Source organism: Chthonomonas sp., assembly GCA_016788115.1.
In the GTDB taxonomy this organism is placed as follows: Bacteria; Armatimonadota; Fimbriimonadia; order Fimbriimonadales; family Fimbriimonadaceae; genus UBA2391.
The window spans coordinates 491,918-513,498 of record JAEURR010000005.1 but is presented as its reverse complement, the minus strand read 5'-3'; the positions used below and the strand labels follow the sequence as shown (position 1 = coordinate 513,498).

General features: G+C 60.4%; 24 protein-coding genes. 12 read left to right on the top strand and 12 right to left on the bottom strand.

Translation table 11 applies throughout. The annotated features are described in order from the left end of the window. Window positions 1-12: 12 nt before the first annotated feature. The 3 genes from JNM85_05050 to JNM85_05040 are packed head-to-tail and all read right to left on the bottom strand — an operon-like array spanning window position 13 to window position 2,540. The gene (locus JNM85_05050; GenBank protein MBL8087426.1) at window positions 13-999 is read right to left on the bottom strand and encodes a ketoacyl-ACP synthase III; all 987 of its coding nucleotides are present in this window, start codon (window positions 997-999) and stop codon (window positions 13-15) included. A gap of 15 nt (window positions 1,000-1,014) precedes the next feature. Further along, window positions 1,015-2,004, bottom strand: a complete 990-nt coding sequence (gene plsX / locus JNM85_05045) for a phosphate acyltransferase PlsX (protein MBL8087425.1) — start codon at window positions 2,002-2,004, stop codon at window positions 1,015-1,017. After that, window positions 2,001-2,540, bottom strand: a complete 540-nt coding sequence (locus JNM85_05040; protein MBL8087424.1) for a DUF177 domain-containing protein — start codon at window positions 2,538-2,540, stop codon at window positions 2,001-2,003. The genes plsX and JNM85_05040 overlap by 4 nt, the downstream gene beginning before the upstream one ends. Window positions 2,541-2,602: 62 nt before the next feature. Here JNM85_05040 and JNM85_05035 point away from each other — a divergent pair, with 62 nt between their 5' ends. The 5 genes from JNM85_05035 (at window position 2,603) to eno (ending at window position 6,743) form a co-directional block, all read left to right on the top strand. Further along, window positions 2,603-3,895, top strand: a complete 1,293-nt coding sequence (locus JNM85_05035; GenBank protein MBL8087423.1) for a hypothetical protein — start codon at window positions 2,603-2,605, stop codon at window positions 3,893-3,895. Between the two features lie 8 nt (window positions 3,896-3,903). Then, window positions 3,904-4,380, top strand: coding sequence for a hypothetical protein (locus tag JNM85_05030; GenBank protein MBL8087422.1), 477 nt, complete (start codon window positions 3,904-3,906; stop codon window positions 4,378-4,380). Between the two features lie 58 nt (window positions 4,381-4,438). Then, complete coding sequence (gene fliS, locus JNM85_05025; protein MBL8087421.1) at window positions 4,439-4,858, top strand: flagellar export chaperone FliS; 420 nt, start codon at window positions 4,439-4,441, stop codon at window positions 4,856-4,858. Continuing rightward, window positions 4,836-5,192, top strand: a complete 357-nt coding sequence (locus JNM85_05020; GenBank protein ID MBL8087420.1) for a hypothetical protein — start codon at window positions 4,836-4,838, stop codon at window positions 5,190-5,192. The genes fliS and JNM85_05020 overlap by 23 nt, the downstream gene beginning before the upstream one ends. Before the next feature lie 252 nt (window positions 5,193-5,444). Further along, the gene (eno, locus tag JNM85_05015; GenBank protein MBL8087419.1) at window positions 5,445-6,743 is read left to right on the top strand and encodes a phosphopyruvate hydratase; all 1,299 of its coding nucleotides are present in this window, start codon (window positions 5,445-5,447) and stop codon (window positions 6,741-6,743) included. On the opposite strand, the gene JNM85_05010 is transcribed toward eno, so the two are convergent. Beyond that, entirely contained in the window at window positions 6,740-7,228 is a 489-nt protein-coding gene (locus tag JNM85_05010; GenBank protein ID MBL8087418.1) for a methylated-DNA--[protein]-cysteine S-methyltransferase, read from the bottom strand. The two genes, eno and JNM85_05010, sit on opposite strands and share 4 nt — an antisense overlap. Window positions 7,229-7,236: 8 nt before the next feature. Further along, window positions 7,237-7,710: a DinB family protein gene (locus JNM85_05005; protein MBL8087417.1), complete on the bottom strand. Its 474-nt coding sequence runs from the start codon at window positions 7,708-7,710 to the stop codon at window positions 7,237-7,239. A 78-nt stretch (window positions 7,711-7,788) separates the two neighbouring features. Here JNM85_05005 and JNM85_05000 point away from each other — a divergent pair, with 78 nt between their 5' ends. The 6 genes from JNM85_05000 to ilvD all read left to right on the top strand — a co-directional run bounded on the left by JNM85_05000 (window position 7,789) and on the right by ilvD (window position 15,341). After that, on the top strand, window positions 7,789-8,721 hold the full coding sequence (locus JNM85_05000) for an LD-carboxypeptidase (protein ID MBL8087416.1): 933 nt from the start codon (window positions 7,789-7,791) through the stop codon (window positions 8,719-8,721). Next, complete coding sequence (locus JNM85_04995; GenBank protein MBL8087415.1) at window positions 8,712-10,118, top strand: phosphodiester glycosidase family protein; 1,407 nt, start codon at window positions 8,712-8,714, stop codon at window positions 10,116-10,118. The genes JNM85_05000 and JNM85_04995 overlap by 10 nt, the downstream gene beginning before the upstream one ends. Window positions 10,119-10,419: 301 nt before the next feature. Next, on the top strand, window positions 10,420-12,138 hold the full coding sequence (gene ilvB, locus JNM85_04990; GenBank protein MBL8087414.1) for a biosynthetic-type acetolactate synthase large subunit: 1,719 nt from the start codon (window positions 10,420-10,422) through the stop codon (window positions 12,136-12,138). Beyond that, the gene (gene ilvN / locus JNM85_04985) at window positions 12,135-12,626 is read left to right on the top strand and encodes an acetolactate synthase small subunit (protein MBL8087413.1); all 492 of its coding nucleotides are present in this window, start codon (window positions 12,135-12,137) and stop codon (window positions 12,624-12,626) included. Before ilvB ends, ilvN begins: the two co-directional genes overlap by 4 nt. Window positions 12,627-12,648: 22 nt before the next feature. After that, on the top strand, window positions 12,649-13,656 hold the full coding sequence (gene ilvC, locus JNM85_04980; GenBank protein ID MBL8087412.1) for a ketol-acid reductoisomerase: 1,008 nt from the start codon (window positions 12,649-12,651) through the stop codon (window positions 13,654-13,656). Further along, entirely contained in the window at window positions 13,653-15,341 is a 1,689-nt protein-coding gene (gene ilvD, locus JNM85_04975; GenBank protein MBL8087411.1) for a dihydroxy-acid dehydratase, read from the top strand. The genes ilvC and ilvD overlap by 4 nt, the downstream gene beginning before the upstream one ends. Window positions 15,342-15,418: 77 nt before the next feature. Here ilvD and JNM85_04970 read toward each other — a convergent pair whose 3' ends face one another. From JNM85_04970 to JNM85_04955, 4 genes are all read right to left on the bottom strand, one after another. Then, complete coding sequence (locus tag JNM85_04970) at window positions 15,419-16,015, bottom strand: PEP-CTERM sorting domain-containing protein (GenBank protein ID MBL8087410.1); 597 nt, start codon at window positions 16,013-16,015, stop codon at window positions 15,419-15,421. 247 nt (window positions 16,016-16,262) lie between these two features. Then, window positions 16,263-16,877, bottom strand: a complete 615-nt coding sequence (locus JNM85_04965; GenBank protein ID MBL8087409.1) for a PEP-CTERM sorting domain-containing protein — start codon at window positions 16,875-16,877, stop codon at window positions 16,263-16,265. Window positions 16,878-17,036: 159 nt separating this feature from the next. Continuing rightward, window positions 17,037-17,657, bottom strand: a complete 621-nt coding sequence (locus JNM85_04960; GenBank protein ID MBL8087408.1) for a hypothetical protein — start codon at window positions 17,655-17,657, stop codon at window positions 17,037-17,039. Beyond that, window positions 17,654-18,001 (bottom strand): hypothetical protein, encoded by a 348-nt coding sequence (locus JNM85_04955; protein MBL8087407.1) that lies wholly within the window; start codon window positions 17,999-18,001, stop codon window positions 17,654-17,656. Before JNM85_04955 ends, JNM85_04960 begins: the two co-directional genes overlap by 4 nt. A gap of 76 nt (window positions 18,002-18,077) precedes the next feature. On the opposite strand from JNM85_04955, the gene JNM85_04950 reads away from it, so the two are divergent. Continuing rightward, window positions 18,078-18,731 carry a hypothetical protein gene (locus tag JNM85_04950; GenBank protein MBL8087406.1) on the top strand — a complete coding sequence of 218 codons (654 nt, stop codon included), beginning with the start codon at window positions 18,078-18,080 and terminating at the stop codon, window positions 18,729-18,731. Here JNM85_04950 and JNM85_04945 read toward each other — a convergent pair. The 3 genes from JNM85_04945 to JNM85_04935 all read right to left on the bottom strand — a co-directional run bounded on the left by JNM85_04945 (window position 18,704) and on the right by JNM85_04935 (window position 21,578). After that, complete coding sequence (locus tag JNM85_04945; GenBank protein MBL8087405.1) at window positions 18,704-19,996, bottom strand: HlyC/CorC family transporter; 1,293 nt, start codon at window positions 19,994-19,996, stop codon at window positions 18,704-18,706. The two genes, JNM85_04950 and JNM85_04945, sit on opposite strands and share 28 nt — an antisense overlap. 33 nt (window positions 19,997-20,029) lie before the next feature. Beyond that, entirely contained in the window at window positions 20,030-20,956 is a 927-nt protein-coding gene (locus JNM85_04940) for a protease complex subunit PrcB family protein (protein ID MBL8087404.1), read from the bottom strand. A gap of 106 nt (window positions 20,957-21,062) precedes the next feature. After that, window positions 21,063-21,578, bottom strand: a complete 516-nt coding sequence (locus JNM85_04935) for a hypothetical protein (GenBank protein MBL8087403.1) — start codon at window positions 21,576-21,578, stop codon at window positions 21,063-21,065. Window positions 21,579-21,581 lie beyond the last annotated feature (3 nt).

Here is a 21,581-nt window from a genome sequence, read left to right as displayed (position 1 = left end):
TGGAAGGCGTGGTTACCACCGGATGAGGTTTGCGCCCCAGACGAGGCCCGCGCCAAAGCCGACGGTCATCACGATCATGCCGGGCTTCAGTCGCCCTTCGGCTTCCGCCTCGTGAAGACCAATCGGAATCGAACCCCCGCTCGTATTCCCGTACTTGTGGACGTTGATAAAGACCTTCTCATCGGGGAGCTCGAGCCGCTTGGCCGCCGAGTCGATGATGCGGAGATTTGCCTGGTGCGGCACGAAGAGGTCGATGTCGCTGGCCTCCATGCCCGTTCGCTCAAGCAACCGACAACAAGCGTCGCCCATCGCGTTAACAGCGAAGCGGTACACCTCGGCACCCGCCATGAAGATGTGGCTACGGCATTTGGCCGACTCGGGCTCGCTGCGCGGGTGCAGACTGCCACCCGCACAAAGATTGATGTGCTGCGCGCCCGAACCGTCGGACAGCAGGATCGTGTCGATGAGGCCGCGGTCGGTATCGGTCTTCGCCTGAAGCACCGCTGCACCTGCGCCATCTCCGAAAAGAACGCAGGTCGAACGGTCCGTCCAATCCACAAACTTGGTCAGGGTATCGACGCCGACCACCAGCGCGGTTTTGCAACGCCCTGCTGCGATCATCGAGGCGGCGACGTCCGCGGAGTAGATGAATCCTGCGCACGCAGCCCCCACGTCCATCGCGCCTGCCTGCCGGATGCCCAGGGCCTCCTGAACCAGACACGCGGTGCTAGGGAATGGCATATCGCCGGTGACTGTGCCGCAGATCACCAACTCGACTTCTTCGGGAGTGACTCCGGCGCGCTCCAAAGCCATCTTTCCGGCTCGGGTCGCCAAGATGGCGCTCGATTCACCCGGGGCTGACATGCGTCGCTCTTTGATCCCCGTGCGCTGCGTGATCCATTCGTCGTTGGTGTCGACAATTCTCTCAAGATCGTGGTTGGTCAGGACCTTGTCAGGAACTGCCATACCCGTACCGACGATTACCGCTCGGGGATTCATAGGCGTCTATAGATGCTAAGTGCTCAGCGAGGACGACACACTCTCACGCATCTTCTCCAATAGGTTAGCATCCACGGCCCGCTGCGCGTAAAGCAGCGCGTTCTTTATCGCCTTGCTATTGCTCCGGCCATGGCAGATGAACGTGAGGCCATTCAGCCCGAGCAGCGGCATGCCGCCATACTCGGTGTAGTCCGTCTTCTTCCTCAGTGGTGCGAGCAAGCTACGAAGTGGCAAGTAAGGCAGCCTCGCGAGAGTGCCGGTCGGGAGGGCGTCTCGGATGCTGCCCATCATGAACTCGGCGATCCCCTCTGCGCTCTTCAAAACGATGTTGCCGACAAAGGCATCGCATAGGACGACGTCGGTCTCGCCGCGAAACATGTCCTTGCCCTCGATGTTCCCCTTGAACCAGTCGCGCTGGCTCAGCACGTGGTACGCGTGCTTGGCAAAAGCGTTCCCCTTCCCTTCCTCCTCGCCAATGTTTAGGAGGTGGACGCGAGGGTCTTTGATCCCCATCACGTGCTCGGCATAGATGCGACCTAGCAGCCCGAACTCAACGAGATTTGACGGGTCGATGTCCGGGGATGCGCCGGCGTCTAACAGCAAGAAATGGCCATGTCGGTGCGGGAAAACGGCGGCGATCGCCGGTCGGTGGATCCCCTTCATCTGACGCCAGCCAATGAGCGACGCTGCCGTCACCGCACCCGTGTTCCCTGCAGACACGACCGCGTCGGCGACGCCGGCCTTCACGAGCTCGATGCTGACCGCGATGCTGCTGTCTTTCTTCTTACGCAGTGCCTCAGTCGGCTTGTCGTCCATCGTCACGACCTCGCTGGCGGGGACGATGTTGATCTGCGGGGGCGCGGGGGTGGGCAGGTGAGCTTGGATCTGGGCGGGAATGCCGACGAGACTAATTGTGCCGTTAATGAACGGGGCCGCCTGGACCGCTCCGGCTACGATCTCGGCGGGGGCGTGGTCACCCCCCATCGCGTCGAGGGCGAGATTCAACCGGCGTCCTCCGACTCATCGTGCAGAAGCGACTTCAGCCGCTGCAGCTGGTCGTTTTGGGCAGCAGCGGTGCCCTCTTGGACTCGGCGCTGCTCGTGCGGGCAAGGCTCTTCCCAGCCGTGCTCGCACAGGACGGCCATCGGCAGATTCACCAAAAGTCCCTGGCGCACCAGTTTCTCCACCATCAAACTGTTCCCTTCAAAGAGAGGGTAATCCTCTTCGTCCTTCACCCGCGCGTAGTCGTCGTGCGAATACGTGCTCGGAGTCCCAATGACTTGGAACTGCTCTTCCATCCGGTACTCGATTTCCTGCTCCAGCGGGTGGCCGCAACGCGAACATTCGAGCACGCATCGGGTCTTGAACTCCCCTTCGACGAGCAAGACATTACCGGTGCTCACCGCCTCCAAATACCCTTCGACGGGGGACAAGAGGTCGATGTCTTCCTCTTCCGGAAGTTCGGTGCTGAGATCGACCGCGATCTCGCGACCGGGATGCTGAAGCGCATCATTCATATCCAAGAGGTCGTCGCGCTTCATGGGGATAAAAGTGTACCCAGCAGACGTCCACCGAACCGAACTGCGGTCGTATAATCAAGGCAGTGGCCGACATTCGTCTACCGATGGAAACGATCGACTCGCGACCGTTGCGAGTCATGTTTCTCGACCTAAACTCCTACTTTGCCAGCGTCCAGCAGGCAGAGCGGCCCGAGTTGCGCGGGAAGCCTGTCGGTGTCTGCGCAGTCCAGGCGGATTCGAGCTTCCTCATCGCCGCCAGCTACGAAGCTAAGGCGTTTGGGGTGAAGACCGGTACCCGTATCGGCGATGCCAAGCGGATGTGTCCCGGGCTCATCCTCGTGTCTGGCGGGCATCGGATCTATTCGCAATACCACGATCGCATTCTGGATGCGGTCGAAACGGTGCTGCCCATCGATCGAGTGTGCAGCATCGACGAGATGCAGTTTCGGCTGATCGGCAAGGAGCAGCAACCCGATGAGGCGGAGAAACTCGCGATGCGGATGAAGAAAGCGATCTGGGAGCAGGTCTCGCCCGCGATTCACTGCAGCATTGGCGTCGCCCCCAACGGGTTCCTCGCAAAGCTCGCGACCGACCTCCAGAAACCAAACGGCCTTGTATTCATCCACGGTCACGAGCTTCCGGACCGGCTCGCGCCGCTCGGACTCACCGAGTTCACGGGGATCAACCGCCGCATGGAAGCGCGGCTCAATGCGAAAGGAATCTTCTCCGCAGCCGACCTCATCAAGCTCAGCCGAACCGAACTCACCGCGGCCTTCGGCTCGATCTGGGGCGAGCGTTGGTGGTACCTCTTGAGGGGGTACGAGCTCGAAACCAAGACCGGCGAGAACCAATCGCTGGGCCACTCCCACGTCTTACCGCCGGATTTGCGGACGGATCAGGGAGCGCGCGAAGTCATGCTCCGGCTAATCCAAAAGGCGAGTGCTCGCCTCCGCGCGAGCGGGCTCTACGCGAGCTCGCTCTCCCTCCACGTACGCGGTATACGCCGCAGCTGGGATGCGCACACGCGGCTTTCGCCCACCCACGACAGCGTCCGCATCAATTCCGAGGCAATGCGTCTATGGGAAAAGCGAGACTTCGATGTCCCCACCCAAGTCGGACTCACCTTTCGCGAACTCTTACCGCTCGAGCAAGTTACATTCTCACTCTTCGAAGAGGGCCAGCCAGACAACGAAAGGCTGAACCAAGCGGTGGACGTCATCAACCACAAGTTCGGGAAGAACACAATCTACATCGCGGGGATGCACCAGGCCAAGGACACTGCCGAGGAACGAATCGCCTTCCAAAAGACTTCCCTCTTCGACGAAGGCGGCGAAAAGTCCCACCGCAAGCGCAAAAGCCCGTTCCGCCGCGCCTAAAATGAACCGTGGCATTTGAGCCCCTCGAGACGGATGAGAAGCTCGAAACGCCGGTCAAGCATCAGGCGGACATGGATACGCAAATGCTCGGCGGTTGTACGTTTTTCGTCGCCGTCAGCTTCCTGACCTACTTCGTCGCGGTGTGGCCGTTCATTGTGTTCGGCGATCTGCACACCCTGTCCGGGCTGCTCCGCGCAAGTCTTTTTGGGCTCCTACCAAGCTGTCTTTTCGGCGTCTATGCGATGCTCCGAGGGGGGCTCCCCGCCGCCACTGGGTTCGTGGGTGGATCACTCGCCGTCGCGATATTCGGATATCTTCGACTGGACCAACTTGCACTCGGCTACCAATTGCGCGAGATCGCCAAGCCCGAGTTCCCATTGCCGTGGGTCTGGCAAGCTCCTTTGGGGTACTTGCTACTGACCGTCGCGATCACGCTCGCGATGACCCCAAAAGTGTTCGATCCACCATCCAGAGATGGGGAGTAGCCGCCAATAGTTTCAATGAGGCATGCCGTACTGTGGCACCTCATCGGGGACTGATCCTTTGGCGAACCAGAGACACCTTCACGCGTACCAGAACACCCAGGTGACCAGCGCATCGCCGCTGCAACTCGTGATCATGCTTTACGATGGGGCGATACGCTTCGTCAAGCAGGGCCGTGAAGCGGTGGTGGCAGGCGACACGTTCAACCAGAATCGCTGCATCCAGAAGGCGCAGCGGATCGTGACCGAACTGATGTCGTGTCTGGACATGCACCGAGGTGGCGAGGTCGCCCAAAACCTGTTTGCACTCTACTCATACGCCTACAACGAGCTCGTGATGGGGAACATCGAAGACAACCCCGAGATGCTTGACCGGGCCATCAAAGTTCTTGAGGACCTACGGAGCAGCTGGGTAGAGCTCGACCGCCAACAGCGGACTGGATCCATAGGAGAGCTTGATGCCAAACCGAACGCAGCCTGAATTGCCGTCGGATCGACGGCTCATTGACCAGTACAGCCGACTCACTCTTGCGCTGCTTGCCGCAGTCCAGAGCGACCGACTTGACGAGATGTCACCCCTGCTATCCGAGCGGGAGACTGTGCTCGCCGAGCTGGAGACGCTGATCTCACTTTCGCCGCTCGCGATCCGCGAGCTGAACGCCGCGGTGGAAATGGACGACCGACTGAAGGTCGCCCTGAAGGCCGCACAAACGGACAATGTGAAGGGGCTCGTGGGACACTACGAAGACATGCGGGGGCGAAAGGCCTACGCGCCGAAGCAGCAAGAATTGGAAACGCTTGAGCAGGCCGGATAACCGGTCATGAGGCAAAAAAATAGCCGAGTAGCGGGAGAGGACAGCAAGTGCTACTCGGCAGGTATTCGGTTTTGTTGTCGCGGCCGGTGCAATTACGCTTCCCCGAGTCGCGATCTCCTTTCAAAGGTCTATCGGTCAAAGAGTCCCCAAAATGTGACAACAATTTTGAGAATTTTCTGTTCTAGGTTCAAATTTGCGCTTCTTTGAGCCTGCGAACTGTCCCAGAAGCCGACCAAGTAAACTGAGGAAACTATGCCAGTCATCGTAGATGTCGTCGCAAGAGAGATTCTCGACTCCCGCGGAAACCCCACCATCGAGGTAGACGCCCTTCTCGATGACGGCTCGTTCGGTCGAGCAGCCGTCCCCAGCGGAGCGAGCACCGGAGCGTTCGAAGCGGTCGAGCTTCGGGACGGTGACAAGTCGCGCTACGGCGGTAAGGGTGTCTTGCAAGCCGTCGAGAACGTGAACGAAGTCATCGCACCAAACCTGCTCGATCGGGACCCAACCGACCAAGCGGCGATGGACGCCGTGATGCTTGAACTCGATGGCACCGCGAATAAAGGCAAGCTGGGTGCCAATGCCATCCTCGGCTGCTCGCTGGCGATCGCCAAGGCCGCGGCCAGTGCGAGCGGACTCCCACTCTACAAGTATGTGGGCGGCGTCAGTGCCAACGTTCTGCCCGTGCCCATGATGAACATCCTCAACGGTGGACAGCACGCGGACTCGAACGTCGACTTCCAAGAGTTCATGGTGCTCCCGGTCGGTGCATCGAGTTTCAGCGAGGCGATGCAGTGGGGCTGCGAGGTGTATCACTGCCTCAAGGCCGTCCTGAAGAAGAAGAGCCTCGCAACCGGCGTCGGCGACGAAGGTGGATTTGCTCCAAACCTCGAGACTCAGGAGCTCGCACTCGACTACATCATCGAAGCCATCCAGAAGGTCGGCTTTGAACCGGGCAAGCAGATCTGGCTTGGCCTAGACTGTGCAGCCACCGAGTTCTTCGAGGGCGGTTTCTACAACTACAAGGCGGGGGCGGTCACGAAGCGCACGGGCGACCAGCAGGTCGAGTACCTGGCCGACCTTTGTACCAAGTACCCGATCATTTCAGTTGAGGACGGCATCGCCGAGGACGACTGGGCAAGTTGGTCCAAGCTCACGAAGGCGTTGGGCGACAAGGTCCAGCTCGTGGGTGACGACCTCTTCGTGACGAACGTTCAGCGACTGGGTCGCGGCATCGCAGAAGGCGTCGCGAACTCGATCCTCGTCAAGGTGAATCAAATCGGATCACTGACGGAGACCCTGAGCGCAGTAGAAATGGCCAAGCGCGCGGGCTACACCGCGGTGATGAGCCATCGCAGCGGCGAGACCGAAGACACGACGATCTCGCATCTGGCGGTTGCCACCAACTGTGGCCAAATCAAGACCGGTGCCCCGAACCGAACTGACCGAGTGGCGAAGTACAACGAGCTGCTTCGCATTGAAGAGTTGCTCGGCTCCAGCGCACAGTACGCCGGTCCAAGTGGATTCGGCAAGCTGGCTGGCCGACTCGCCTAAAGCGGCAACGAAGCTTGTAAGCCCGCTTGCTCCACTCGGAGCAAGCGGGCTTTGTTTTCGATACCGCCCCCGTAACCGCCCATCGATCCATCACGCTGGACGACCCGGTGACACGGCACGACGATTGCAATGCGATTCGAGCCGTTCGCGCGGCCAACCGCGCGCACCGCAGCTGCCGAGCCGACGGCTTTGGCGAGATCGAGATAGCTCCAGGTCTCACCGTACGGAATCTCACAGAGCTTGGCCCAGACGCGTTGCTGGAAGTCCGTCCCTGGCTGCTGCCAAGGAATGGTGAACGCGGTGAGCTCGCGCCGGAAGTAGGCGGCGAGTTGTGCCTCCAGCTCATCAAGCAGGGGCGACTCGCTTGGACCGTCGAACCGCTCCACTTTTTGACGCGTCAGTCGATCCTCCGAGTTGAACTCCAGCAGGTTCAGCAAGTTTCCGTCGGTCCCGGCGCGCAGGGTTCCGACCGGCGTTGCGATCAAGCGTTGAGCTACCAAGTTCCGGCCAGCTTTTCGCCCATGAAGTGGGTCAAATGTTCGATGTGATACGCATCGTGTAGTCCCATGAAACCGATCAGGTCGATCGTTCGCATGGGGCCGAAGTTCGGATGGGGGACTTCCCGCTGGAGCTGAGTTTCGGTCAGAGATCGGCAGTACGCCAAGTTCGCCTCGCGCTGAACCCTGAACTTCTCCAGCGATTGCCAGATCGGCTGGTCCGCGTAGCGCTGGGTAACGGCCCGCTCGCTTTCGTCGTAAGGGGTCACGACGTAGCCGTCTTGCTCCGCGGCACCCTTAATCCGCTCCAGGAAGATCGGCTCCCAATCCGCCAGGTGCGCGATCTCCTCAATGATGGTAAATCGATTTGGGTCGGGACGCTCGTGGAAGCGGGCCTCGGGGATCGTGTGAAGCAGGCGCTCCAGAGTGCCCGCCGTCAGGCTCGGGGCGACAAGGACGTAGGGATGCATGCGCTAAGCGTACAACTTTGACCGCAGAAGGCGCAACATGCGCGTAGGGCTGCCGACGGGCCAGGTAAATTCAGCGGTATGCCCGTGTCGGAGAAGATCAAACCACGAGCCCTGAAGCCAGGTGATACGATCGCCGTTTGCTCTCCCGCGTCGGCTATCGATGAAGATCGGCTCACGCGCGGTTGCGCGCTTATTGAGTCTCACGGCTACAAAACGAAACTCTCGAAGAACATCTACGACTCCAACGGCTACCTCGCGGGGGATGACCAAGTACGGGCGGCAGACCTAATGGCCGCATTTGAAGACCCAGAGGTGAGCGCGGTCATGTGCTCGCGCGGCGGTTACGGTTGTGCGCGGCTCTTTCCCTACATCGACCTGGACAAGATGGCCGCAAGCGGGAAGATGTTCATGGGGTTCAGCGATATCACCACGCTGCATTTGGCTCTCAATCGCCGGGGCCTGGTGACTTTCCACACCCCGATGCCGATCACGCTCAGCTATGACCGTGCGCCGTGGGTCCACGAGAGTTTCTTCAACCTGCTGAAAGGCGATGCCACCACCCCCACGGACGCCAAGCGCGCCGAGGTGCTCGTCCCGGGAGTGGCCGAAGGCGAAGTCACCGGCGGCTGTCTGTGCTTGCTTTGCGACTCGATCGGGACTCCCGACCCATTGACGACCCAAGGGAAGATTCTGGTCATCGAGGATGTGGATGAGTACCCGCATCGGATCGATGCCATGTTCACCCACCTGCTCAATACCGGCATTCTGCAGTCGTGCGCCGGCATCGTGATTGGCGAAATGACGAACACGAACGATCGGTACGACCCCACCATGGGCGGGCTCCCATGGGAGACGATCATCGCGGATCGGGTCAAACCCCTGGGGATCCCCACCATGACCAAGTTCCCGTTCGGGCACATGAAGACCATGCTGAGCGTCCCGCTTGGAGTGCGCGCGCGGATGGACACCGAAGCCGGAACCCTGACCTTCTTGGAGAACCCATGCGCTTAAAAAAACCTCTCATCGCCGCACTGCTCTGTACAGCTATTCCTGTTGCGGCAGATGCACAGATCTGGGAAAAGTTTCTCCGCCCCGGCCTGAGCTATCGGATGCAGACCGATCTCCTGACGCCGCGGCTCATCCACATCCTTCGGTACTCACCGGGCTCGCCTTTCATCCGCATGGTGCCCGAAGTTGCGGGCGGAGCGGTTTACGCGCTACCCGAGGACGGCGGCCGCGAGACCGTGAGCGCCATGGTCCAGCGAACCGGCGCGATCGCGGGCCTCAACGCCGACTTTTTCCCGTTTACCGGTGACCCGCTTGGACTCATGGTGCGCGATGGCGAGCTACTCTCAAGACCGGATAATCGCCGCATCGTCTTCGCGTGGGGCAAGGGCGCGAGCGCAACTGCACGCTGCGTATGGACTGCCAAGGCCGAAATTGCCCCGGGTGATTCCATCGAGATCAATGGCCTGAACGAGGCGTGCGGCGACAACATGCTGGTTCTCTACACCTCGTCGGCCAAGCAGGTCGTCAGTTCCGCGCCGTTCACGGCAATCGTCGTGAAGTCGCAGGATCACGGCCCATGGAAACCGAACGACAGCCGCGAAGTCGCAATTACCGAGATTCTGGAGAACCAAACCGCATACGTTCCGCCTGCGGACGGATTCGTGCTTGTCGCGCGGGGGACCAAGGCGACGCAAGCGAAGCGACTGCGCGCCGGTGATCCCCTGAAGCTCATCGGCCAGACCTCTGGGCTTGATTGGAAAAAGGTCGACCAAGTGGTTGGCGGCGGCCCGAACCTGATCACGCGCGGAGCGATCAATATCACCGCGGAGATGGAAGGGTTCAAGGCCGGTTTCATCACCACGAGGCATCCTCGTACCGCTCTCGGACGCACCGCACGTGGTGAGTTCCTGTTCGTCGCCATCGACGGGCGCCAAGACATGAGCGACGGGTGCACGCTCCAGGAATTGGCCGACATCATGCTGAACCTGAGTTGCACTGATGCGATCAATCTGGATGGCGGCGGTAGTACGACGCTGAACTTGCACGGGATCACCGTGAATCGACCCAGCGATGGCACCGAGCGCAAAGTTGCCAATGCCCTACTGTGGTTTGACAGCCGACCGGCTCCCGTCTCGCCACTTGAATACAAGATTCAGCCTCCGGCTCCGCTCGCCGCAGGAGTTGTCTCCCAGCTGAAGGTCTTCACCCAGCGCGGGTTCTACGTTCCGAACAGCGAGGTGATCTGGTCGGCAACGGGGGACGGCTGGATCGACCAAGGTGGCGGCTTGCGCGCGATGAAGGAAGGCAGTGTCAGCATCCAAGCGTGGGTCCGTGGAAAAACTCTGTCCCTGATCTTGCCGATCGCTGCGCCCAAAGTCGCAACTCCTGAACAAAAGTAAGAAAGTGCTTGGCATTTACGCCGGGAGAGGCTATGATGGGTTTGGTTATGTTCATTCGAACCACCCGTCAGGCTGACAAAAACTATGGACTGGACGCTCTCGCTCCGGTGCATCGTGTTGGCCAGTCGGTTGTCATCGTAGTCGTAGTACTTCTTTCCGTCTCACAAGCCTAGCTGGGAAGACAACACAACGATTCAACAAAAGAGGTCTTCCCAGAGCGGGAAGGCCTCTTCTGTTTGGCGAACCGGGTGTCAGCGCCGCCACCCGGTGGGTCCGAAGAAAGTGGCCAGGAGACTGCACCATGATAGAAGAAGAAGAACAACAGACAAGAAGCGGCGCGCGCATCGTGCTGGAATCGCTCGTGCGCGAGGGAGTCGAGACCCTTTTCGGTTATCCCGGAGGAGTGGTCCTGCCGCTCTACGACGAATTCCTGCACTGGCCCCAGATTCGCCATATCCTCGTGCGGCACGAACAGTGTGCCGCGCACATGGCCGATGGTTATGCTCGTGCCACTGGGCGCGTCGGGGTGTGTTTGGGCACCAGCGGCCCCGGCGCGACCAACCTCGTCACGGGCATCGCCAACGCGATGATGGATTCGGTTCCCATGGTCGTGCTCACCGGTCAAGTGAACACGTGGGCGATCGGCAAGGATGCGTTCCAAGAGACCGACATCCAGGGAATCACCATCCCAATCACTAAGCACAACTACCTGGTGACGAACGTGGACGACCTCCCATATGTAATGGCCGAGGCGTTCTACCTTGCCCGCACCGGCCGCAAGGGGCCTGTCCACGTGGACATCCCGAAAGACGTCTTTCTCGCCACGACCTCTGCGCCAGCACCCCGCACCATCGAGCGCAGGGGATACTACCTCCCCGGTGCGCCAAGTACGGCCTCGGTTCAAGAAGCAGTCTCCTTGCTCGCCGAGGCCATGCGCCCTGTTGCAATCGCTGGCGCAGGCGTGGTTTGGAGCGAAACCAGCAATGCGCTGCGTCAACTCGCCGAGAAGTGCGACCTGCCGATCATCAACTCGCTGCTCGGGCTCGGCGCGATCGATCGACACGATGTCCGTTCGCTGGGCATGATGGGTATGCACGGCGAAGCGACGGCCACGATCGCGGTCCAGCATGCCGACCTGGTCATCGGCATCGGGAACCGGTTCGATGACCGTCTGACCGGCAACACGCGCGGCTTTGCCCCTAACGCAAAGATCATCCACTTCGACATCGATGACAGCGAGTTTGGCAAGGCGGTGACCACCTATTGCCGCGTGCACGGAGACCTCGCACAGTCGTTACCGGCGTTCTTGGAAGCGGCTGAGCCCAAGAAACACACCGAATGGTGGGCCGAACTGAAGGGCTGGCAAAAGGAGTATCCGCTAGCCTTGCCGAGCGACGGCAAGTTCCTCTGTCGCCACGTCATGGCCGCACTAGACAAGCTCACGGACAGCGATGCGATCATCGCCACCGACGTGGGGCAGCACCAGATGTGGGCGGCGCAATTCTACAAGTTCCGTCGGCCGTTCCAATGGCTGAGCAGCGGAGGGCTGGGCACGATGGGATTTGGGTTCCCTGCCGCAGCGGGCGCGAAATTCGCGTGCCCGGATCAAGAAGTCTGGGCGGTGGTCGGCGACGGCGGGTTCCAGATGACCCTGCAAGAGTTGATGACCGTCGCGGAGAACCAGCTCGACGTGAAAATCTGCCTCATCAACAACGGCTTCCTCGGCATGGTCCGGCAGTGGCAAGAGTTGTTCTACGACAATCGCTACAGTCACGTGGCGATGGGCAATCCCGACTACGCCAAACTTGCCGAGGCGTACGGCATCCAGTTCTATCAATGCACGAAGGAAGAAGACTTGGAGGCAACGATCCAAGCCGCCCGGGCACACCGAGGGCCGGTTCTGTGCGAATTTGTTGTGGAAATGGAAGAAAACGTATACCCAATGGTCGCAGCTGGCGCGAGCAACGACAGCCTACTGATGGACCCCGCCCTGCAGGCATCTGAGGAGGTGTCGCGATGAAGAATCACACCATCACCGCCCTCGTCCAGGACGAGGCGGGCACGCTGAATCGGCTCGTTTCGCTCTTCCGCCGACGCGGCTACAACCTCGCCAGCCTCAATGTGGGAGTCAGCGAGCAGACGGGATTCTCGCGACTCACGGTTGTCGTGCAAGGTGACGATCAAGAAATGAACCTGTGCGTCTCGCAACTCCGCAAGCTCATCGACGTCGTCGAAGCGAATGAGCTGCCGACCGAGCACGGGATCCATCGCGAGCTCGCGCTCATAAAGGTCAATGCACTCGCGCACCAGCGTAGCGAGGTGCTGGAGGTTGTGCACATCGTCGGCGGCCGCGTCGCCCACCTAGGACAAGACGGCATGACCATCGAGTTTGCCGACGAGCCCAAGCAGATCGAGCATTTCATCTCTCTTCTGGAGCCGTACGGAGTCCAGGAGATCGTCCGGACGGGGCTGGTGGCGATGCGCACGAGCGGAGCTACCACCCGCTAGGTCAACATCAAGGAGGAAGCATATGGCAACGATTTATTACGAGAAGGACTGTAAACCGGCGGCGATTTTTGACCAGACGGTGGCGATTATTGGCTACGGAAGTCAGGGGCATGCCCACGCCCTGAACCTGAAAGACAGCGGCGCGCGCGTGCTGGTTGGACTGCACGCAGGTTCGAAGAGCCGGGCGGCAGCGGAAGCGGCGGGACTCGAAGTCGTGAGCGTGGCGGAGGCGGCCGCGAAGGCGGACGTCGTCATGCTCTGCGTTCCCGACGTCCCGATGAGCAAGATCTACAACGACGAAATGGCTGCATCTTTGCGTCCGGGATCGCTCGTCTTGTTCGCCCACGGGTTGAACATCCACTACGGTCTGATCAAACCGGCGGCAAACTTGGACGTCGGCATGGTCGCCCCGAAGGGCCCGGGCCACCGATTGCGCACCGAGTACGTCGCGGGTGCCGGGCTCCCGTGCCTCATCGCGATTCACCAGGACGCGACCGGCCGAGCCCGCGAGCGGGCGATGGCGTACGCCTGGGGTATCGGCGGCGCACGCGCGGGGATCCTGGAAACGACCTTCAAGGAAGAGACCGAAACCGATCTTTTCGGCGAGCAGTCGGTCTTGTGCGGCGGCCTCTCTGAGCTCATCAAGGCCGGATTTGAGACGCTCGTGCAAGCGGGCTACCAACCGGAGGCGGCGTACTTCGAGTGCCTGCACGAGACCAAGCTCATCGTCGATCTGATGTACGAGGGCGGGCTGAATTGGATGCGTTACAGCATCAGCGACACCGCCGAGTGGGGCGATTACGTCGCAGGCAAGCAGATCATCAACAGCGAATCGCGCGAGGCGATGAAGGAGATCTTGGCAAACATTCAGAGTGGCAAGTTCGTCCACGAGTGGGTCGCCGAGAACGAGGCGGGCCGGCCCGTGATGGAGGCTCGCCGTGCCGAGGAGCGTGCCCACCCGGTGGAGGCCGTCGGCAAGCAGCTTCGCAGCATGATGCCGTTCATCCAGGATAAGGAACCTCCGCAATGACGTGGGCTGGCCGGCCAGGCTTTGATCCAAAACACCGGTCGCGCACCCTGACCGAACAGCCCGACAAGACCGCGAATCGGGCCATGATGCGCGCGATGGGGCTTACTGATGCCGACCTACAACGACCGTGGGTCGGCGTCGCCACCGTCTGGAGCGAGGCGACACCGTGCAACGTGAACCTGGACGAGCAAGGAAAGCAGATCGCGCAGGCGGTGCATGCGTGCGGCGGCACGCCGCGGCGGTTCAACACCATCTCGGTCAGCGACGGCATCGGCATGGGCCACCAAGGGATGAAGGCTTCGCTCGTCTCGAGAGAGGTCATCGCGGATAGCGTCGAGCTGATGATGATGGCGCATGGCTACGATGCGCTCGTTGGGGTCGCGGGTTGCGACAAGAGCCTCCCCGGGATGCTTATGGCGATGGCCCGGCTAAACGTTCCGAGCATTTTCGTCTACGGCGGGACGATCATGCCCGGTCGGTACAAAGATCGCGACGTCACAATTCAAGACGCGTTCGAGGCGGCAGGGGCGTACGCGGCAGGCACGATCACCGCGGAGGAGTTGCACGCCATCGAATGCGCGGTCTGCCCCGGAGCCGGCGCATGCGGCGGACAGTACACGGCGAACACCATGGCCTGCGTCGCGGAAGCGCTGGGGATGGCGTTGCCGGGCTCCACTTCGGCGCCAGCAGTAAGCGAAGATCGTCGCGAGATTTTGGACCAGATCGGTATCGCGATGATGGAAGCAGCGCACAGTGGCCTGTTGCCCAGCGACATCATGACCCGCAAGGCATTCGAGAACGCGGTCATGGTGGGTGCGGCGACCGGCGGATCGACGAATATCGCGCTGCACCTGCCCGCGATCGCCCATGAGCTGGACATCAAACTTGACCTGGAAGATATTCATCGTATCAGCGAGCGGACTCCGACGCTGGCGAACCTAAGGCCCGGCGGCAAGTACGTGATGCTCGACCTCCACCAGGTTGGAGGTGTGCCGACCGTCCTAAAGGCCCTGCTGGATGCTGGCTGTCTGCACGGCGACGCGCTTTGCGTCAATGGACGCACGATGGATGCGAACCTTGCTGCCGTTGAGATTCCGGCGGATCAGGACGTCGTCTTTCGCGCCGATCAGCCTCTCTCGCCTACCGGCGGGTTGGTCGTTCTGCGCGGCAATCTGGCTCCCGAGGGCGGAGTCATGAAGACCACGGGCGTCTCCAAGACTCGCCACCAAGGTCCGGCGAGGGTCTTTGACTGCGAGGAGGCGGCGATGGCGGCCGTCCAAGCGCGCCAGATTCAGAAAGGGGACGTGGTGGTCATCCGATATGAAGGTCCAACCGGTGGTCCAGGGATGCGCGAGATGCTCGGAGTGACGGCCGCGATCGTGGGACAAGGATTGGGGTACGACGTCGCGCTCATGACGGACGGCCGGTTCTCAGGAGCGACCCGAGGGCTGATGGTGGGTCATATAGGTCCAGAAGCGCAGCGCGGCGGCCCGATTGCACTCATCCAGGATGGAGACCAAATCACGCTTGACATCGAAACGCGTGAACTAAGCGTCGCGCTGAGCGACGAGGTCTTGGAGCAGAGGAGACAGGGCTGGTCAGCTCCGAAACGCGATGTTCGCGGCGCACTGGCACGCTATGCGAAGCTTGTGGGTCCCGCATGCGACGGTGCTGTAACGCACTAGCGGCAGACGCGGAAAAGCCTTCCTGATCGTAAGGATCAGGAAGGCGAATCGATACGGCGCATGGGACAGCGCCAGCCTTAGTTCTTTCGACGTCGTCGCATCACAGCGACGACGCCCAGACCAAGCGCTGCGAAAGTAGCAGGCTCAGGCACCGGCGACGTCTGGATGTTCTGGTTGACGACGGCGAGGGCCGCAAGATCGTTGACCGGGGTGTCCAGAGCGCTCAGGGCGAACGTCTTGACGACGCGAATGCACTGCGTGGACTGCGTCAACGAAATCGTGTTCGAGTAGACCGTCGGACCACCCGCAACGAACGTGTACGAGTCGAAGCCGATCAGGCCCGTCACCGTATTCGTGTTGCAGTCGAGGTTGTAGATTGACTCAGTGAACGCGACCGTGCCGCTACCCTGCAGGGCTGTGCCCAGGGCAACTCCGACAACGTTTGCTACCATCATCGAGCTGCTATCAGCATCGTACTGGATGGTCAGGTTGCCAGTGCGCATCGGGGCCGTTGCATCGCTCACAACCGCCATGGGCGTGAAGAAGCTGATTGCGTTCCCCGAAGACCAGTAGCTCGAAAAGTTCGACAACGGAGCCGCACTGATCGAGACGTTTGAAAAAGTGACTGCATTTGCAACACCTGCAACCGCTACAAGCGTTGCGAGCGTAGCCATGCGCTTAGTACCATTCGCCATATTCATACTTCCTTTCAACTAGATTAAGAGGGGAGACCCCTCAAATAACAATGCTATTGTATCAAAAATCTTGCCATAGTTACCCGGCATTAGTACCGGTTCGACTATTCGCTCTTGGCGATTGAGGCTCTTTGCCTGGTTCCAACCTGAAGTCTGTGAGGCCCCTACTTTTCAGATGGGGCCTCATGACTCACATATTAGAAGGCGGGCCTGATAACCCGAACCTTTACTTTCGTCGTCGGCGCGATGCCAACGCAACGACACCAAGTGCCATCGCGGCGATGCTGGCGGGCTCAGGCACAACCTTGATGTTCTGGTTGACAATTGCCAGAGCTGCCAAGTCCGTTGCCGGGCTGTTCGGTGCGTCCAAAGTGAACGCCTTCTTGGCTCGGAACCACTTCACCGGCTTGCTGAAGGTGATCGTGTTCGAATAGACGGTGTTCGTACCCGAGAAGACGTGGGTATCGAAACCGATCAGGCCGAGCTCGTTCGCGTTCGGACCAGGACCATCGAGCTCCATGACGAGCTCAACGAAGCTGACCGTACCGGTGCCGAGCAGAGCCGTTCCCAGCGCGATGCCAACCTGGTTGGCGATCATCATCGGGCCACTCTGTGCGTCGTACTGAATGTTCAGCGTGGCCGATCGCAGCGGAGCCTTGGCATCTCCAACCGAAGCGTTCGGCGTGAAGAAGCTAATCGCGTTACCCGAGATCGAGTGGCTCGAACCGAGATTCAACGGTGGGCTCTGAATGATGATATTCGAAAAAGTCACAGCCTGAGCAACGCCCGAAACTGCTACGAGTAGACCAAAAGTCGCGATGCGACGATTAAGTCGAGTCATTATCCGCCTCCTTTCCTTCTGTGTAAACAACTCCACTGAGGGCAATCCCGCTCAGTGTTATATGAGATACAAGGCCATTATATCAAACACCTGGTAAAAGGATGCCAGTATTATTGCCTTGTTTGCCGCAACTTTGTCACGCCGCATTGCGAGAGCGGTTCAATTTTTGCTGCTCTTGCTTAGACGCACCAACACATCGTACGCCGCAACATCGAGCAAGACCATTTTGACCCAATAGCGCAGTTTCTCGTCGTCAGTCATCTTAGTGACGTCAACGCTGGGATCGAACGCTTTGGGATTCAGCGCATTGCGTGCCGCGGCCAGTTGACCCGTGTTCAGGGTCTTCTTCAGAACCTCAAGCACGTTTGTCGTGTTCATCTCGATGATGATTCCGCGGGCGCGATTCATCTTCGCGAAGGCGACAAGATACTCGGAGAGCACGCTTACCTCCGGGACCTTCCCTTCTTTATAGGCGCTTTCGATCGCGGGATCGAGCTTTTTCTCCAGTTCCTTCAGCGTGTCGCGCTCGGCCGCTTCGGTCTTTTTCACATTGGCGCGTGCCTTTTCGACTTCGGTGAGGACGGCGCTGAGCTGCTTCTTAGTCATCAACACCGGCAAGATTTGGTTCAGGAGGTCGAGCTCGCGGACCTTGCGCAGGACACGGTCGGCCGTCCCGACGTCGGTTTTTTCATCGGCTCGCGCCATGGTCGGCATGGCGAGACAAAGCGACAGGGCCACGATCGGCAAAACCAGACGACGCGCTACTTTGAGTGAGTTCATAACCTTGATTGCTCCGAACCTTCGGACGTTCCCGGCCGGGCGAGCGAGACCATGAGCCCGGCTCCCACGACTTGACAATGGACGAACAGGAGCCCCAAAAGTGTCACCGCTGCCCAGCCCCAGCCGGTGAGCGCTCCGCGCTGGATCGCGCCTGCCGCCCCGAGGCCGATGAGGCCCGCCAGGAGCAGCACGGCACCGCCGATCAGCCACAGTGCGCTGCGCCCAACCCGTGATGCCCGCGGGATCCTCTCAATGGCCGTTCTAAGCTGGGATTCACGGCCGCGCATGCGGATTCCATAACAAATCCACAGCACAAAGCTCACCCCGGATTGAAGCCAGATCATCCTGAACCCCAAGGTTACCGCCTCGAGATCGGGCAATTGGGGTTCCGAACGCGCCACAATAGGTTAAGAAAGCAATATGACACTCCGTGGCTATTACGACAATCGGATTGAGCAAATCCGTTCAGAAGTCGTGCGGATGGCAAACGTCTCCAGCGAAATGATTGAGCTCGCGGTTGAAGCAGCGAGCAGCGGCAACGCATCACGCGCGGAGGAAGTCATCGCGCGCGACGATCAGGTCGACTTCCTCGAAGAGGAGGTCATTCGCAACACAGTTCTACTGGTGATGCAGGAGATGCCCGTCGCGGGCGATCTTCGCATCCTTACTTCGACACTCGGCGTGATTGGTGAGATCGAGAAGGTCGCAGACGACGCGGTGAAGCTCGCGCGGCGGGCCAAGACGGTCGAAGGCAAGTTCCCCGGCGAGATGCGCGCCGCTCTCATCGACATGGGTGTAGCCGCCCGCCGCGCGCTCGCCTCAGCCATTCGTCTGTACACCCAGTACGAGCCGGAACTAGCCGCTGAAGTGATCGACGGCGACGAAGAGATTGATACCATGTACGCCGTGGCATGCCACCGGCTCGTGGAGCTCATCCAAGCCAAGCCCGCGGAGACCGACGACTACCTTGCGACGATGGAGATCTTCCACGCGCTAGAGCACATTTCGGACCGAAGCGTCGCCATCGCCAAGCGCATGCGCGTGCACTACGAGTCTTCGTCCCGCACGAGCTGAAGCCCGATCCGGGTGATGCGTCGCCGGGCCATGTTCTCGACCCGCAGGGTGCCCAACTCCGTCGCGACCGAGTCGCCCAACTTGGCCATTCGGCCAAGCTGATCGATCATGACCTGGGCCAGCGTATCGGTCGAGATATCACTGGAGTCGTCTTCGCGACCGAGGAACTCAAGCAACTCATCGTATCGCACGTCAGCGCGCATGCTGATGCGTCGTTCCGCGACCTTCTCGATAGCAGGTCGCTCGGCTTCGACTTGGTCGTCCATCTCACCGAAGACCTCTTCGACGACATCCTCCAGCGTGATGAGTCCGCTCGTTCCGCCGTACTCGTCCACGACGATGACCAGGTGAGTGCGCGATTCGCGCATGCGGGAGACGATGCGGTTTAGGCTGAGGTTTTCGGGGACCACTTCGACGGGACGCAGGTGCTTCTCAAGCTCAAAATCGGCATCGCCCCAGTGACGGAGAAGATCGTTTGCATAGAGGATCCCGACGATGTCGTCCAGGTCCTCGCGGCACACCGGCACGCGGCTGTGCCCGCACTTAGCCATCTCCACGAGCAGCGACTCTTTGGGCGTCTCGAGCGAAAGCCACTTCATGTCCAGGCGGTGGATCATCACGTCGTCCGCGTCGAGCTCGTCGAACCGCAGCGCTTTGCTCACGACGCTTGCGTGCTCCTCTTCGAGTGCGCCCTCGCTCGTACCCGATCGCACAAGGAGCATCAACTCTTCCTTCGAGAGTTTTGCGTTGTCCGGGTTCGCCTCGACTCGAATCAGCTTCAGAATCCCGCGGCCAGAGACTTGCACGAGCCACACCAACGGCGACAGGGCCGTCGTAAACACCTTCAGCGGCACAATCGTGACGACGGCGACTCGCTCGGCGTGCTGCAAGCTGACGTACTTCGGTACGAGCTCGCCCACGACCACCATGACGAAGGTCACGAGAACCAGCGAGCAGGCGACGCTCACGCCACGATTGACGCTGCTACCCAACCATCCGGAGATCGCCTCGGTGAAGACCGGCTCGGTGATCGCGCCCATTCCGATGCCGACCATCGTGATTGCGATCTGGATGGAAGCGATGTACCGGGGAGTGTTTGCCATCTCGGCCAAGAGGATCCGGGCCGACCGGCTTCCCGCCTTTGCGAGTGATTCGATACGGCTACGCCGCGCCCCCACCAGTCCGTACTCGGCGGCCACAAACATGGCGTTGCTGAGTACAAGCAAGATGCTTACGAACCACTGCCAGGAACCCCCGCTTCCCATGTAGGCAGTTATTTTAGCAGACTGGACTCAGGATCACTGCCCCAGCGGCTTGCCGGGTGCCTTGATGACTTGGATGGTGCCGATTCCACGTGGAATCCGAATCCAGACAAACGGGCTTGTGCTGTCTTGCTTCGCGAACATCGGCGCGGTCTCCTCATAGTAGTTGACCGTGATCTGGCCCCGGTTGATCTGCTGCACGTCGATGACTCGCACGCCGTAGCCTGCGGTGTATCGACGCCCAAGGTGGATGGCGATCAGGTTCTCGCGGTCCCAATCGACGTCCACATCCGGCAGTTCTTGGCCCGAGAAGTACTGGTTGCCATAGTGGGCGTACTCCCGCTGACTGCGCATGATCACATGCATCTGCGAGAGTGCACCCGAGTATTGGCCGTTCCAGAGCGTGCGGTATGGAACGATCTGAGGGTAGTCGACTTGCCGGTGACAGGCGCAGGCGCAGTTCGCGAGGCAACCGCGCGAGCATCGACAGTCGGGGACCGGCGCATAGATGGTCCGACTCTCGCGCAGGGTGCCCACGAACCGGGGAACGCCCGAAGTGCGCTTGATGCGGATGAGCACGTAGGGCGAGGTCATCACACTTGCGGTCGCGCTCCCCCGCGCGGGGGTCTCTTCGACGTAGCGCACCCAAAGCGTGTTCTGCTCCAGCTCGATGGATTGGACAAACACCCGGTAGCCGCCGGATGTGCGTCTGCCCAGGTGGATCGCGAAGATCTGTTCGGTGTTCCAGTCGACGTCGGTCGGTGCGCACCCTTGCAGGTTCTGCTGCCAGTAACGTTGGAAGTCACCTTCTGTCGCCAGAGCGACCGCCGAGTACTTCGTGGCATTGCACTGCGTGCCCGAGGAGTAGGTGCTCCAGCGGACCACCGGTTTGCCCTGCATGTCGAACTGCGCGACACCGAACGCAGCGCACAGGAGAACGCACAATGCGAGCCAGAATTTCATAAGGTCCCTCACCTTACATAACGCACGGACCGGTGCCAGGTTTCACAGGGGTCAAACACAGCGCTGCCCCGGCCATAAGGCTCGGGGCAGCGAGTGTCAGTCGATCCTAGAAGCGATAGCCGAGGAAGAACCCAAATGCGTTCCCCTTCACGCCGCCGCCATCAGTCGTCCACAGCAGTCCGCCCTCGGCGAACACGGTGTCGCTGAGTTCCTTGCCCAGTGCGAATCGCATGGCATAAGCGGTTTTAGCCTTCTTGACGTCGATGTGGGCGATTCCAGCACCCACCATGATGTAGGTGCGCTGAGTCGCCTCCGGATCCTTGTCGACGTTGATGCGCTGGTTGTACAGCACCGGGAAGATGTTGCCCTTGGCACCGCTGCCGCTCTTGCCGTACCAGTCGGCGCTGAGATAGGCTTCGCCGGTCTTCGCGAGCGAACGAACCGGGAAGTCGAGACCGATGGCAAGCATGTTGCCCGTGATCTTTCGGGTTGCGCCTTCGAGCGGATAGACCGCACCAAGTCGAAGTCGAAGGCCGGTGGCATCGATGCCTCCGACGGTCGGTTGTGCTAATGACAAGCTGGCCATCGCGGCCGTGGCGAGAAGTACGAGCGTTCGCTTCATGCA